Annotated in this window: 16 protein-coding genes; 7 read left to right on the top strand and 9 right to left on the bottom strand. The window is 71.8% G+C overall.

Annotated elements, in window-relative coordinates:
- Positions 1 to 797, top strand: a 797-nt coding sequence (locus tag VN520_RS26310; RefSeq protein WP_325749429.1) for a lysophospholipid acyltransferase family protein, incomplete at its 5' end; no start/stop codon positions are given.
- On the opposite strand, the gene egtD is transcribed toward VN520_RS26310, so the two are convergent.
- Genes egtD through egtA form a run of 4 tightly spaced genes read right to left on the bottom strand, consistent with a single transcriptional unit; the run spans position 740 to position 5,089 of the window.
- Entirely contained in the window at positions 740 to 1,702 is a 963-nt protein-coding gene (gene egtD, locus VN520_RS26305) for an L-histidine N(alpha)-methyltransferase (RefSeq protein ID WP_325749428.1), read from the bottom strand. The genes VN520_RS26310 and egtD overlap by 58 nt on opposite strands.
- Complete coding sequence (gene egtC, locus VN520_RS26300; RefSeq protein ID WP_325749427.1) at positions 1,699 to 2,454, bottom strand: ergothioneine biosynthesis protein EgtC; 756 nt, start codon at positions 2,452 to 2,454, stop codon at positions 1,699 to 1,701. Before egtC ends, egtD begins: the two co-directional genes overlap by 4 nt.
- Complete coding sequence (gene egtB, locus VN520_RS26295; protein WP_325749426.1) at positions 2,454 to 3,794, bottom strand: ergothioneine biosynthesis protein EgtB; 1,341 nt, start codon at positions 3,792 to 3,794, stop codon at positions 2,454 to 2,456. The genes egtC and egtB overlap by 1 nt, the downstream gene beginning before the upstream one ends.
- Complete coding sequence (gene egtA / locus VN520_RS26290) at positions 3,791 to 5,089, bottom strand: ergothioneine biosynthesis glutamate--cysteine ligase EgtA (RefSeq protein WP_325749425.1); 1,299 nt, start codon at positions 5,087 to 5,089, stop codon at positions 3,791 to 3,793. The genes egtB and egtA overlap by 4 nt, the downstream gene beginning before the upstream one ends.
- A gap of 147 nt (positions 5,090 to 5,236) precedes the next feature.
- Between egtA and VN520_RS26285 the strand changes: the two genes are divergently transcribed.
- Positions 5,237 to 6,073, top strand: coding sequence for a TIGR02452 family protein (locus VN520_RS26285; protein WP_325749424.1), 837 nt, complete (start codon positions 5,237 to 5,239; stop codon positions 6,071 to 6,073).
- Here VN520_RS26285 and VN520_RS26280 read toward each other — a convergent pair.
- Entirely contained in the window at positions 6,058 to 6,525 is a 468-nt protein-coding gene (locus tag VN520_RS26280) for a type II toxin-antitoxin system PemK/MazF family toxin (RefSeq protein ID WP_325749423.1), read from the bottom strand. The genes VN520_RS26285 and VN520_RS26280 overlap by 16 nt on opposite strands.
- Before the next feature lie 136 nt (positions 6,526 to 6,661).
- Complete coding sequence (locus VN520_RS26275) at positions 6,662 to 6,835, bottom strand: hypothetical protein (RefSeq protein ID WP_325749422.1); 174 nt, start codon at positions 6,833 to 6,835, stop codon at positions 6,662 to 6,664.
- Between VN520_RS26275 and VN520_RS26270 the strand changes: the two genes are divergently transcribed.
- Positions 6,834 to 7,169 carry a hypothetical protein gene (locus tag VN520_RS26270; RefSeq protein WP_325749421.1) on the top strand — a complete coding sequence of 112 codons (336 nt, stop codon included), beginning with the start codon at positions 6,834 to 6,836 and terminating at the stop codon, positions 7,167 to 7,169. The genes VN520_RS26275 and VN520_RS26270 overlap by 2 nt on opposite strands.
- Before the next feature lie 134 nt (positions 7,170 to 7,303).
- Here VN520_RS26270 and trxA read toward each other — a convergent pair whose 3' ends face one another.
- Positions 7,304 to 7,684, bottom strand: coding sequence for a thioredoxin (gene trxA, locus VN520_RS26265; protein ID WP_325749420.1), 381 nt, complete (start codon positions 7,682 to 7,684; stop codon positions 7,304 to 7,306).
- A 114-nt stretch (positions 7,685 to 7,798) separates the two neighbouring features.
- Here trxA and VN520_RS26260 point away from each other — a divergent pair, with 114 nt between their 5' ends.
- The 4 genes from VN520_RS26260 (at position 7,799) to VN520_RS26245 (ending at position 12,034) form a co-directional block, all read left to right on the top strand.
- Complete coding sequence (locus VN520_RS26260; RefSeq protein WP_325749419.1) at positions 7,799 to 9,244, top strand: NAD(P)/FAD-dependent oxidoreductase; 1,446 nt, start codon at positions 7,799 to 7,801, stop codon at positions 9,242 to 9,244.
- Between the two features lie 191 nt (positions 9,245 to 9,435).
- On the top strand, positions 9,436 to 10,422 hold the full coding sequence (locus tag VN520_RS26255) for a LysR family transcriptional regulator (protein WP_325749418.1): 987 nt from the start codon (positions 9,436 to 9,438) through the stop codon (positions 10,420 to 10,422).
- Positions 10,423 to 10,505: 83 nt separating this feature from the next.
- Entirely contained in the window at positions 10,506 to 11,048 is a 543-nt protein-coding gene (locus tag VN520_RS26250; RefSeq protein WP_325749417.1) for a DapH/DapD/GlmU-related protein, read from the top strand.
- Between the two features lie 299 nt (positions 11,049 to 11,347).
- Entirely contained in the window at positions 11,348 to 12,034 is a 687-nt protein-coding gene (locus tag VN520_RS26245; protein WP_325749416.1) for a maleylpyruvate isomerase N-terminal domain-containing protein, read from the top strand.
- 180 nt (positions 12,035 to 12,214) lie between these two features.
- On the opposite strand, the gene VN520_RS26240 is transcribed toward VN520_RS26245, so the two are convergent.
- Entirely contained in the window at positions 12,215 to 12,442 is a 228-nt protein-coding gene (locus VN520_RS26240) for a DUF5133 domain-containing protein (protein WP_325749415.1), read from the bottom strand.
- A 504-nt stretch (positions 12,443 to 12,946) separates the two neighbouring features.
- Positions 12,947 to 13,120 (bottom strand): ricin-type beta-trefoil lectin domain protein (locus tag VN520_RS26235; protein WP_325749430.1); only part of this gene is annotated, 174 nt, incomplete at its 5' end.

Below are 13,120 nucleotides of genomic sequence, written 5' to 3'. Positions count from 1 at the left end.
GCGCGCACCACGAGGGCGCCGCACGCGCGGCGCTACCCGCCGCGGCCCTGCTGCTCGCCGGCTGCGCCCTCACCTCCCTCGGGGTGCTGTGCGTCCCCATGGTGCTGCTCCTGCGGCCCTCGCACCGTGACCGGCTGATCCGGCGATGGGCGTACGCGGTGGTACGGGCCTTCGGCGTGCGCATACGGATCACCGGGGTCCCGGCCGGCCGGGCCCGGCCGCCGGCCGGTGAACTCGTGGTCGCCAACCACGTCTCGTGGCTGGACATCCCACTCGTCGCCGCCGTGCTTCCCGCCCGGATGGTCGCCAAGAGCGAGATACGCCACTGGCCGCTGCTCGGAACGCTCGCCGCGCTCGGCGGCACGCTGTTCATCGAGCGGGACCGGCTGCGCACCCTGCCGCACGCGGTGCGGGCCCTCACCGGGGCTCTGGCCTCCGGATCACGGGTGGCGGTGTTCCCGCAGGGCAGCACCTGGTGCGGACGGGGCGGCGGCGGACGGTTCCGGCCCGCCGCCTTCCAGGCCGCGATCGACGCCGGCGCCCCCGTCCGCCCGGTCCGCATCAGCTACCGGACGACGAGGACGGGCACGGCGGGGGCCGCCGCGTTCGTCGGGGACGATCCGCTCGCCGCCTCGCTGTGGCGCGTGGTGACCGCCGCCGGGCTCACCGCCGAGATCCGGATCCTCCCACCCGTCCCCGCGGGCTCCGGGCCGGACCGGCGGGCACTGGCACGCGCGGCTCAGGCCGCCGTCGCCAGCGACAGCGCGAATCTGCCCGCCGCGTCCGTCCACCACTGATCCAGCCGCAGCCCCGCCGCGGCCAGCTCGTCCCGGACCCTCTCCTCACGGAACTTCGCCGAGATCTCCGTACGCAGTTCCTCACCCTGTTCGAAATGCACCACGAGATCCAGCTCCCGGATCTTGACCGTCAGTGCCCGCCGGGCACGCAACCGCATCTCGATCCACTCGTGGTCCGGGTCCCAGAGGGCCACATGGCTGAAGTCACCGGCCGGGAAGTCCGCCCCCAGTTCACGGTTGACCACCGTCAGTACGTTCTTGTTGAAGGCGGCCGTCACCCCGGCGGCGTCGTCGTACGCCGCGACGAGGGTGGCCTCGTCCTTGACCAGGTCCGTCCCGAGCAGCAGCCCGTCCCCGGGCGCCAGCCGCGCCCGCACGGCCCGCAGGAACTCCGCACGCTCCTGCGGAAGCAGGTTGCCCAGGGTGCCGCCGAGGAACGCCACGAGCCGCGGACCGGGGCTCTCGGGCAGTTCCAGGGCATGCGTGAAGTCGGCCACGAGCGCGTGCACGGAGAGCCCCGGCCGTCCGGCCAGCAGCACCTGTGCCGCGCCGGTGAGGGCACTCTCGCTGACATCGACCGGCACATACGTGTGCAGTGCCGGCATCGCGTCCAGCAGGTGCCTCGTCTTCTCCGAGGAGCCCGATCCCAGCTCGATCAGGGTCCGTGCCCCGGACGCCGCGGCGATGTCATCGGCACGGGTGATCAGGATCTCCCGTTCGGCACGCGTCGGGTAGTACTCGGCCAGCCGGGTGATCTCCTCGAAGAGGTCACTGCCGCGCGCGTCGTAGAACCACTTGGGCGGCAGCGTCTTCGGGTGCCGCGTCAGACCGCTCAGCACGTCGGCGCGCAGCGCCGCGTCCGTCGCGTCCGCAGGCAGGGTGCGGGTCAGCAGGAAGGGACTCACGGGGTGGGCTCCTCGAGCGGGGTCAGCAGGACATCGGTACGCGTCGCGGCCAGCAGGGTGCGGTCCGGGACCTCGCGCCAGGACGGATCGTCGTCGTACGGCTCCGAGGCCACCACCGTGCGGCGGCCCGGGGAGCGGAGGAACCAGAGGGAGTCGCCCCATGCGGTCGCCACGATGGTGGAACCGTCGGTGAGCAGCAGGTTGAGGCGTGAACCGGGAGCGGCGGCGCCTACTTCGACCACCGTGTCCGCGACCGCCTGCGCCATCTCCTGACCCTGCGCCGTCCTGTGCAGCACCAGCGCCCATATCAGCGCCGAATCGCTCCGCGCCGCCAGGGTGAGCAGCCGCTCGGGCGGCAGGGCGCCGGCCAGCGGCGCCAGGGAACCGGGCCAGCCCCGCACCGCACCGTTGTGACTGAACAGCAGACGCCCCTCGGCGAAGGGGGCGGCGGCCGCCTCCCCGTCCGCCCCGGCGAACGTCGCGTCACGGACCGCGGCGAGCAGCGCCGTGCTGCGCACCACCCGGGCCAGATCGGCGAAGGTCTCGTCGCCCCAGACGGGACCGGCGCCGCGGTAGCGGCCCGGCACGGGATCCCCGTCCGCGTACCAGCCGACCCCGAACCCGTCGGCGTTGACGGTGCCGTACCGCTGGCGCCGGGGTTCCCAGGACTGGCGCACGAGCCCGTGAGCGGGGGAGACGAGTATCTCGCCGAGCGCCACCGGGGGCCCTGCATAGGCGATGTGACGGCACATCAGGCATCCCTCGCCGTACGGAAACCGGAGAATATCTGACGGCGTACGGGGAGGTCCCAGTTGCGGAACGTGCCGCGGCAGGCGACCTGGTCCACGGCGAACGAACCGCCGCGCAGCACCTTGTGACCGGGCCCGAAGAACACTTCCGAGTACTCGCGGTACGGGAACGCGACGAAGCCCGGGTAGGGCAGGAAATCGCTCGACGTCCACTCCCACACATCGCCGATCAGCTGTCCCGCGCCCGCCGGTGAGCGGCCGGCCGGGTACGCACCGGCCGCTGCGGGCCGCAGATGCCGCTGTCCCAGATTGGCCCGCTCGGGGGTCGGATCGTCGTCGCCCCAGGGGTAGCGCAGCGAACGCCCGGAGACGGGATCGTGGCGGGCGGCCTTCTCCCATTCCGGCTCGGTCGGCAGGCGCCGGCCCGCCCAGCGGGCGTATGCGTCCGCCTCGTACCAGCTGACGTGGAGGACGGGCTCGTCCGCCTGCACGGGTTCGGTCACCCCGAAGCGCCGCCGCAGCCACTGCCCGGCGTCCCGGTGCCAGAACAGGGGTGCGGTCAGGCCGTGTTCGCGGACCATCGCCCAGCCCTCGGGCTCCCACCAGCGCTCGTCGGTGTAACCGCCGTCCTCGATGAACCGCTGGTAGGCACCGCACGTGACCGGGGCGGTGTCGATGTGGAACGCCGCCACTTCGCGCCGGTGCGCGGGGCGCTCGTTGTCCAGAGCCCAGGGTTCGGTGGAGGTCCCCATGGTGAAGGAGCCTCCCGGGACCAGGACCTCGGAGGGCAGCCCGGCGGCGCCGGCCGGCTCCGGAGGCTCCGGAGCCGTGAGCACCGCCGGACCCGAGCGGAGCTGATGGGTGATCAGCATCGTTTCGTCGTGCTGTTGTTCATGCTGGGCGACCATGCCGAAGACGAATCCCGCCTGTTCCAGCGGACGGCCCCCGCCGTGCAGCGGCGCGCCCCCGAGGATGTCCAGGGCCCGGCCGCGTACCTCGGCGGCGTACGCCCGTGCTTCCGCGGGCGCCAGCAGGGGAAGTGAGGGCCGGCTGGCCCGGGAGTGCTCGAAGGCGTCGTACAGTCCGTCGATCTCGGGGCGCATCGCCTCGCGGCCTCCCACGGCCCGCAGCAGCCACAGCTCCTCCTGGTTGCCGATGTGCGCCAGGTCCCAGACCAGCGGCGACATCAAGGGGGAGTGCTGCGCGGTGAGCTCGTGGTCGTCGACGCTGTCGGTGAGCAGGGCGGTGCGCTCGCGGGCGCCGAGGAGCGCGGCCAGGGCGCGCTCGCGCAGCGTCTTTGCGTCCGGTTCCTGGCCGGTGCGCGGAGCAGGAGTGCCAGTCATCGGACCAAGCCCTTTCCGTACGGTCCCCGTGCCGGGTCGGGAAGATCGTCGGCCGGGCACCGGCCCCGGGCCACATAGCGCTCGTGGAAGGCGGCGACCGTACCGAGGACGTGGTCGCTCGCCCCGAGCCTGGGCAGCGCCTCCAACGCGGCCCGGAAGCAGACGGCCGCTGCCGCCGCGAGCTCCGGATCGCTCAGCCCGTCGCGGGCCGCGGCCGTCCAGAGCGGATTGCGGGGCGCCGCAGACGGCCCCGCGATCTCGCCCAGGGGCTTCACGGTGCGGTACACGGTTTCCGCCGCCTCCGGATCGTCGAACAGAGCGGTGGTGACGGCCAGCGGCACCAGCCAGCCGTCGGTGCCGCTCTGGGCGTCGATCATGCGCAGTTCCAGGTGCCCGCGCGGGCGCACCGGGGGGAAGAGCGTGGTGAGGTGATAGTCGAGATCGGCCCGTACCGGCGGCCTCGGCCCACCGCCGCGGATCCAGTCCCGGAACGTCAGACCGTCCGGCACGCCCCAGGGGCCGTCGCCGGTCCGGACGCACATCACGGGTGTGGCGAGCACATGGGAGGCCCAGGACTCCCGGGGCGAGAGGAGACCCCGCGGCGCGAGCGTCCTGTGCGGGTCGAGATCGGCCCACAGCGCCTGCCGGGTCGAACGCCAGCCCGTGCGCCGCCCCCGCTGGAACGGAGAATTGGCGAACGCGGCCACCAGTACCGCGCCCAGCAGATGTCCGAGCTGCCAGCGCCGTCCGTAGCCGAGCGGGCCCGGCTCCTCCTCCCCGGCGTCCAGACAGACCTGGACGGAGGCGGAGGTGCACATCATGGCGCGGCCACCGGGACCCGAGCGGTCGAGCGCGGTTTCCATGGCGTCGTAACGCGGTTCCCGGAGCAGACGACGGGGCGGGTGCCACGGGTCCACGCCGATCCCGGCCAGGGCGAGCCCGGCCCGGCCGAGGGTGTCGCGTACGGAGGCCAGATCGGCGGCCGTGGCGGCGATGCATGCCATCAGGGAGTCCGCGGGCCGGGAGCTCAGCTCCAGCTGACCGCCCGGTTCGAAGGTCAGGGCGGCGTCCAGCGGGGTCGCGCGCACGGCGTCCGCCGAGGCGCGCAGACGGTCGTGGGAGACGTCGGCTTCGGGATGTTCACGGTCGTGGATGAGCCATTCCAGCTCCACACCGACCGTACGGGGCGGACCCGTCTTGAAACATATGCCGCGCAGCAGATCCTCCGCCTCCTCCTCACCGAGGGGCGCGGGGTCGGAGGGCGGGCCGTGCCGGCCAAGAGTGTCCGGGGGCATGCTGGGCCTCCTCTTCGAGTGCTTCCTTCCCACCCAAACCCTTACCGGGAGTTCGCACAAGGGTGCCCCCGGGCGGCGGAAAACCGGTTGCGCCCATGCCGCCGAGGCACCCAGCATGCCCCGTATGCACCACACGGGGACGCGCCCATGAGCGCACGACTGCGCGGCATCGCGCGGGAGACCGAGACCATCGTGCTGGCCGGGCGCTACCGCACACCCGAGGGACGCGAGGTGACGATCGAGCGTGCCCTGGCCGCCGCCCTCTCCGGCACCCGGCTCTACGGCCCCGAGCCCGTACCCGTAGCCGTCCTGGACACCGACCGCAGCCCGGTCGTCGAGGTGACGGACGAGACGAGCCTGCAGGCGGCGCGGCGGATGACGGGCGAGGCGGCGGCCAAGGTCGCCGTGCTGAACTACGCCTCCGCCCGCAACCCCGGCGGCGGCTATCTGAACGGCGCACAGGCCCAGGAGGAGTCCCTGTGCCGCGGTTCCGCGCTCCACGCCACACTGCTGCGGGCCCCGGAGTTCTACGCACATCACCGCACCGAGCGCAGTGCCCTCTACACCGACCGGGTCATCCACTCACCCGGCGTGCCGGTCTTCCGCGACGACCGGGGGAGGCTGCTGGAGTCCCCGTACACCGCCGGATTCCTCACCTCACCCGCGCCCAACGCCGGAGTCGTCCGCCGCCGGGACCCCGGCCTGGCCCCTCGCATACCCGCCGCCCTGGCGAGCCGCGCCGAGCGGGTGCTCGAGGTCGCCGCCGTCCGCGGCTACCGGCGGCTGGTACTGGGCGCATGGGGCTGCGGCGTCTTCATGAACGACCCGGCCGAGGTGGCCGACGCCTTCCGTGTCCTGCTCACCGGCAGCGGCCGGTTCGCGGGCCACTTCGAGCAGATCGTGTTCGGAGTCCCGGACCGTGATCCCGATTCCGCCGTCCGGGCGGCCTTCATCCGGGCGTTCGGCGGTCAGCTCCAGCCGTAGCGTTCCCGCAGCCGCCCCACGACCAGGTCGTACCTGCCCCGGTCCAGCGCACAGGCCTCGCGCCGCATCCCGTCCTCGTGCACCCGCAGCACCCGGTCCAGATCCACCCAGGACGGCCGTCCCGAACTGTCCCACGGACCCGCGCCGAGCGCGATCCACTCATGGTCCCCCGCGTGCTGCTTGCTGGACAGCTGTACGGCGAGAAGGGTGCCCTCCTCCTCCCGGGCCACGACGAGAACCGGCCGGTCCTTGCCACGCCCGTCCCTCTCCTCGAACGGAACCCAGGTCCAGACGATCTCACCGGGGTCCGGGTCGCCGTCGCGGTCGGGGGCGTACGAGGTCCGGACGGGCCCCACATCGCGGGGTTCGGCCTCCGCGGTGGCGGCCGGGCCGCTGCGGCCGGGGAAGTCGGTCGTGCTGTCGCTGCTGTGGTTGGTGTGCTGGAACGTCATCGCAACACCGTAGGACCTGTACGGCCCGGTCCGTGGGGCGGGGCGGCGAAACGGGCCCAGACTCAACCTCATGATCGCGTCCCGGCCCGCCGCCCGGGTGAAGAGGCCCGGAAGACCGCCGGACGCCATGAGCCGGTCACCCGGGCAGACCGCCCGCGCCTCCGTACCGGCCGGCGCCGATGCGGCCGTACGGCGTGGACGCGTTCACCGGCCCGGTGCCGAGGCAGCGAGCAGACCGGGCCCGCAGATCCGGCTGACCGGTGCGCTGCGACATGCGCGGCAGGCCGCGCATGTCTAGCGTCGTCGGCATGAGCCATCCGCAGAGCTACGAGATCCTGCTGTTCCCGGAACCGGAGGAGCCCGCCGCGGGGGCGCCCGCACCCGGCACGGCCATCCGCTCCGCGGTCGTGGCAGCCACCGGGGACACCGGGGCCTCGGGCTACCCGCGCTACACCGGGGACGGCATGGAAGCGGACATCGACCCGGCCTCGCACACCGTGGAGGCCCTGCTGGTGGACGGTTCGGAGCTGGACTACGGCCTCACTGCCAGGATCGCCGAGCGCATCGGCGGGACGGAGGAAGCGGGGACGGGCGGAGCGGAGGGACACAGCGGCGGCGGAACGCCGCAGCCCCCCGCCGAGTAGGACGACGAGCAGGGCTGCCTCCCCGCCCCGGAACAGCCCGGAACGGCTGAACCCGCGCCGTCCCATGACGAAGGCCCGGCCGAGAGGGGCCGGGCCGTCATCACGTCTGCACGTCTGCCGCACGTCCGCAGGGACTACTGCTGCTCCTGTTGTGCCTGCTTCTGCTCCTCGACGGACTTGCGCACCTCGTCCATGTCCAGGTTGCGCGCCTGACCGATGACATCCTCCAGCGCGGACTCGGGGAGCGCCCCGGGCTGCGAGAAGACCGCCACGTTGTCGCGGACGATCATCAGCGTGGGAATGGACCGGATCTCGAAGGCAGCTGCCAGCTCCTGCTGCGCCTCCGTGTCGACCTTGGCGAAGACCAGGTCGGGGTGGCGCTCGGACGCCGAGTCGTAGACAGGGGCGAACTGCCGGCACGGACCGCACCAGGAAGCCCAGAAGTCGATCAGCAGGAATTCGTTGTCGTTCACGACCTGATCGAAGTTTTCCTTGGTGAGCTCTACGGTGCTCATACTCTGTACCTCTTCCTGGGACCGCTCGGACCTGTCCGGCACAACGGTGACGTCACTTGCGGTATTCCGCCTGCCCATGTGGCCGTGGCGCACACCCGCGAGGACACTGTTCCCATGAATGATGTCGCTGGTGTGCAGAGCAGGGAATACGACGTGGTCGTCATCGGGGCCGGCCCTGTGGGCGAGAACGTGGCGGACCGCGCCAGGGCAGCCGGACTGAGTACCGCGGTGATCGAGTCCGAGCTCATCGGCGGCGAGTGCTCGTACTGGGCGTGCATGCCCAGCAAGGCGCTGCTGCGTCCGGTCGTCGCCCGTGCCGACGCGCGCCGTGTCCCCGGCCTGAGCGGGGCGGTGCAGGGGCCGCTCGACGCTGACGCCGTCCTGGCCCACCGCGACGAGGAGACCTCCCACTGGAAGGACGACGGCCAGGTGGCCTGGCTGGAGTCCGTCGGCGCGGACATCTACCGCGGCACGGGCCGGCTGACCGGGGTCCGGCAGGTGTCCGTCACAGCCGCCGACGGATCGGAGCAGCACCTCACCGCGCGGCACGCCGTCGCCGTCTGCACCGGGAGCCGGGCCGTCGTCCCCGCACTGCCCGGCATCGCGGATGTCCGGCCGTGGACCAGCCGCGAGGCGACCAGCGCCAAGGAGGTGCCGGGCCGGCTCGTCGTCGTGGGCGGGGGAGTGGTCGGCGTGGAGATGGCCACCGCCTGGCAGGGGCTGGGCGCCGAGGTGACGATGCTGATCCGGGGCAAGCGGCTGCTCCCCAGGATGGAGCCCTTCGCGGGCGAGCTGGTCGCGGAGTCACTGACCGGCGCCGGTGTGCGGATCCTGACGGGAGTGTCGGCCAAGGACGTGCGCAGGGCGGGCCACGACGGTCCGGTCACCGTCGAACTGGACAACGGGGAACGGCTGGAGACCGACGAGATCCTCTTCGCCACCGGCCGTGCCCCCCGCACCGATGACCTCGGTCTCGACACGGTGGGCCTCGAACCCGGCTCCTGGCTCACCGTCGACGACAGCTGCCTGGTGGAGGACAGCGACTGGCTGTACGCGGTCGGCGATGTGAACCACCGTGCCCTGCTGACCCACCAGGGCAAGTACCAGGCCCGCATCGCGGGAGCCGCGATCGCGGCCCGCGCGCAGGGAACCCCTGCGCTGGAGACGGGCCGCTGGGGCGCGCACGCGGCCACCGCCGATCACGCCGCCGTCCCCCAGGTCGTGTTCACGGACCCGGAGGCCGCCTCGGTCGGCCTCACGCTCGCCGAGGCGGAAGCGGCGGGCCACCGGGTCCGCGCCGTCGACCACGACCTGGCCTCGGTCGCCGGCTCCGGCCTGTACGCACAGGAGTACAAGGGCCGGGCCAGGATGGTCGTCGACCTGGACCGCGAGATCCTGCTCGGCGTCACCTTCGTCGGACCGGGCATCGGCGAACTGCTGCACTCGGCGACGATCGCCGTGACCGGCGAAGTCCCGATCGGACGCCTGTGGCACGCGGTCCCCGCCTACCCGACGATCAGCGAGGTGTGGCTGCGGCTGCTGGAGACGTTTCGCGGGTGACAGCCGCCGCTGAGGACGGATGCCGCCTGCTTCAGCTGGCGCGCCGGCCGGGCGCTGCGCAGCCGGCCGGCGCGCCCTTGCCGCGTCGCCCCGGAGCCGCCGAGAGCCGGGACCGGCCACTCCGGAGCCGAAACGAACAACCGATCCTCGACGAGCCACAACGATCGGTTGTGCACACCTAAGGTGAACCGGTGGACACCGAGGCACTGCGATCATTCGTCCGGGCGGCCCAGCTCGGACAGCTGCGACACGCGGCCGATGAGCTGGGCGTGACCCAACAGGCGGTTTCCAAGCGGATCGCCGCCCTGGAGCGCGAGCTGGAAGTCCGTCTGTTCACGCGTACCGCCCGAGGAGTCGAGCTGACGCTCGACGGTCAGGCATTTCTCCCCCACGCGCGGGGCATCGTCGCCGACGTCGAGCGCGCCGTCACCGCGGTGAGGCCGGGTTCCCGGGCGCTGCGGATCGATGTCCTCGGCCTGCGGAGCGCGCAGGCCGTTGTTCTGCACGACCACTGGCGATCACATCCCGAGACCGACCTCGATGTGGTGACCCTCCGGGTCGACGACCCGCGCACGGCCGTCGCGGCCATCGAAGCAGGCGATATCGACGCGTCGTTCCGTACCGTCACCGACCCGGCCGCACTGCCCCCCGGCGTGCACATGATGCACGCCTTCGATTCCCCGCTGGAGCTTCTCGTCGGCCCGGGACATCCGCTCGCCTCCGCGCGGAGTCTGACGCCACCGCAGTTGCGGAAGCACCGGATATGGGTGCCGGGTATCGCGCCCCGGAGCGAACGGGCGGAGTTCTACGATCAGCTCGCCACCGACTTCGACCTGCGGATCGACGCGGCGGGACCGCACTTCGGGGACGAAGTACTTCTCGACACCCTCGCGGGTTCCGTGGACGTGGCCACCCTCGTGGGGGCGCGCGACCGGTACAACTGGCCGACGGACCACGACCTGCGCCGTATCCCTGTCGTGGACCCGGTCCTCGCGTACCCGCTCTCCCTCGTTCTTCCCGCAACGAATCCGCATCCAGGGCTCCGTGGAATCATCACCCACCTCGGGAGTCTGCCAAGACTCCCTGGAACGGTCTGGCTCCCGTCCTGGGCAACGACGCCGCGGGGCGGCGGCAGCGACACCGCGAACGGCCCCGGGACCAGGTCCTGGCACAGGTGACCCGGCTCTCCGCTGCCGGCAGTTGCCTCCACCAGCGCCTGGTGCCTCTTTCCAGCCACCGGTACACCAGAAAGGGATGTGACATGTCCGGCGACCGCCTCATGCGTATCCGTAGCACCGAGTTCCAGGCCATGGCGGAGAGGGTCCTGCGGGTCACCGAACTCACCACGCGCCTGAACGTCCTGCCCTTCGAGGACGAAGCGCGCAAGGCGGAACTGTTCGAACAGATCCTCGGCAGCCCGCTGCCGGCGAAAGTCACGATCTATCCCCCCTTCTACACCGACCACGGGCTCAACCTGGACCTCGCGGAGCGCGTGTTCATCAACCAGAACTGCACGTTCCTGGACTACGCCGGCATCCGGCTCGGCGAGCGTGTGATGGTCGGCCCGAAGGCCACGTTCATCACCGTCGGCCACCCGGTCGATCCTGTGGAACGACGGGGGTGGCTGAGCGGCGCGCCCATCGATGTGGCGGAGAACGTGTGGATCGGCGCCGGTGCCACGATCCTTCCTGGTGTGAGCATCGGGCGTGATGCCGTGGTCGCCGCCGGGGCGGTCGTGACCGACGACGTTCCGCCGGCGAGCCTGGTGACCGGCAGCAAGGCAACTGTGAACCGACGGTGGTGAGGGCCCGACCCGGATCGCTCATCCCGCGGGCGGCGGGACTCGGACAGGTTCCGCGCCTGTCAGGTCTCTCTTTCCAGGGCCCGCTCGTCCCCCGGACCGGCCTCTGCGGTGGACCGGATGCAGGATGTCGAGGGCAACGAGTTCTGTCTCGACTGAGCGGCCGTGAACGTGACACCCTCGACGGGCGGCCGGATCGGCCGGGCGAGGGCCAGGCAAAGCAGAGCCGCCCACGATCAGTGGTGAACCGCTGGGCCTCGGGGCGCCCTCGCGGGCCGACCAGGTAGGGGGAAGGTGCGGGCATGCAGGCAGGGAGGACGGAGCATGAGGAGCTCCATGCTCTGAAGGACGCGTACGAGGCCTTCGCGGGCGTGGTGAGCTCACTCGGTGAGGAGGAGTCCTGGCTGCCGAGCGGGTGCGCGGGGTGGGCCGTGCGTGATCTCCTCTTCCACTGCGTGGGCGACGCGCAAAGAGGGCTGGTGGCACTGCATACACCCGCTGATGGGCCTGCAGACCGTGATGCCGTCACCTACTGGGCGAACTGGCAGCCGGGCACGGCAGGTGCGGCGGACGAGCAGCGGCACGCCCGGGTGGCCGCCAGCATGTTCCTGGAGTTCGAGCAGTTGCGGGAGCTGCACCTGGCCACCGCAGCAGCAGTCGTCACCGCGGCTGAGCGCAGTGATCCCCAGCAGTTCGTCAGGACGCAGGGGCATGTGCTCACCGCCGCTGCTCTGATGGCGACCCTGTCCGTCGAGGCCACGATCCATCACCTCGACCTCGTCGCCCACCTTCCGGCAGGCGCGCCCCGGCCGGGCGCCGCCGGACTGGCGTGTGTACGGGGCACCATCGACGGCCTGCTCGGTCGTCCGGTACCCGTGGACTGGAGCGATGAGCACTACGCGCTGGCCGCCACCGGCCGGTTGCGGCTGACCGCCGCGGAGAAACACCGGCTCGGCGCCGACGCCGGCCGGTTCCCGCTCTTCGGGTGACCGCTGTGGCGGGAGGACGACAACAAGGCCGCACATGCGCGGTCCGTGCCGGTCGGTGTGCTCCGTGGCTGACGAGCAGGGTGCCTCGCACGAGCTGGACGCCCAGGTCTCCGTACGCTGACGGTGACCCCCATGAGCGGACCCGCCCCTGTCCCTGCCGGCCCGGCGCTCGGTTTCCTTTCAGGCGGTGAGGAGGGAGTCGTCCTCCGGGCGCGCTCCTGGCAGCCGATGACGTGCGGCAACGAGAGCGGAGTCGACGTCCCTGGTGCCTGTGGCCACACAGAGTGTGTAGGCGATGTCGTCCATCCGCTGCTGCACCTCCGCGTCGCCGTCCTCCGCGCGCAGTATGCGCAGCGTGTCGTACTGCTCGACCAGGTTCCGCAGCACCGCGGGGTGGGCCATCAGCACCTTGAGTCTCCTTCTCACCCTTGCTCACGAGTCATTCGCCGACCCGCTTACCCCAGGACCTCACCCCTACACCACCCGTGCTGTGACGCTGCCGCCAGCGACTGCCGGGGCCATGGCCTCGGTCGTGTTCCACGGCCTGCGCCGGGGCGGCCGTTCACCGGGCCGGGCATCGGCATGTTCCGCTCCGTCGCGGGTAGACGAGCGCCTGTTCTCCGACGTGTGCGAGTGAGGGGCGGGAAAATGAGGCTTCTGCGGTACAGAATTCGCCGGGCTCTGCGCGGTCTCACAGCTTTGGGCGTGGTGGCGGGGCGACCGGCCCCCGCATCGCATGGGCGTTCTGCGGCTTCGAAAGCTGAGAACGCGGTGGTGATCTGAGCGCTGGTCAGGTGGGGAGGAACGGTGGCAGGGCGCTTCGGCGTCGCACCCCGCCACCGTCACCGGCCCGGTTCCGCGGCCGGTTCCGACGCCACCGCCTCCCGCGGTGACGACGGAGTCGGGAGGTGCTCAGCCGGGCAGGTTCCACTTCTGGTTGGTGGCGGCGAGGCAGGTCCACAGGTGGAGTCTGGTGCCGTCGGTGGAGGAGACGCCGGAGGCGTCGAGGCACTTGCCGGATTGCGGGTTCTTCAGGGTGCCGTCGGTCTGGGGCACCCATTTCTGGGCGCCGGTGTCGTTGCAGCC

The sequence above is a fragment of the Streptomyces sp. genome, from assembly GCF_035563135.1.
Classification (GTDB): Bacteria; Actinomycetota; Actinomycetes; order Streptomycetales; family Streptomycetaceae; genus Streptomyces.
Note: the sequence above shows the minus strand (reverse complement) of the source record. Positions and strands in the feature narration are given on the sequence as shown.

Coding starts and splice junctions, on each gene's coding strand:
- VN520_RS26280 (WP_325749423.1), bottom strand. CDS start 6,525: ATGACGTTCCAGCACACCAACCACAGCAGCGACAGCACGACCGACTTC.
- VN520_RS26275 (WP_325749422.1), bottom strand. CDS start 6,835: ATGCCGACGACGCTAGACATGCGCGGCCTGCCGCGCATGTCGCAGCGC.
- VN520_RS26245 (WP_325749416.1), top strand. CDS start 11,348: ATGCAGGCAGGGAGGACGGAGCATGAGGAGCTCCATGCTCTGAAGGAC.
- VN520_RS26250 (WP_325749417.1), top strand. CDS start 10,506: ATGTCCGGCGACCGCCTCATGCGTATCCGTAGCACCGAGTTCCAGGCC.
- VN520_RS26260 (WP_325749419.1), top strand. CDS start 7,799: ATGAATGATGTCGCTGGTGTGCAGAGCAGGGAATACGACGTGGTCGTC.
- egtA (WP_325749425.1), bottom strand. CDS start 5,089: ATGCCCCCGGACACTCTTGGCCGGCACGGCCCGCCCTCCGACCCCGCG.
- egtC (WP_325749427.1), bottom strand. CDS start 2,454: ATGTGCCGTCACATCGCCTATGCAGGGCCCCCGGTGGCGCTCGGCGAG.
- VN520_RS26270 (WP_325749421.1), top strand. CDS start 6,834: ATGAGCCATCCGCAGAGCTACGAGATCCTGCTGTTCCCGGAACCGGAG.
- VN520_RS26285 (WP_325749424.1), top strand. CDS start 5,237: ATGAGCGCACGACTGCGCGGCATCGCGCGGGAGACCGAGACCATCGTG.
- trxA (WP_325749420.1), bottom strand. CDS start 7,684: ATGAGCACCGTAGAGCTCACCAAGGAAAACTTCGATCAGGTCGTGAAC.
- egtB (WP_325749426.1), bottom strand. CDS start 3,794: ATGACTGGCACTCCTGCTCCGCGCACCGGCCAGGAACCGGACGCAAAG.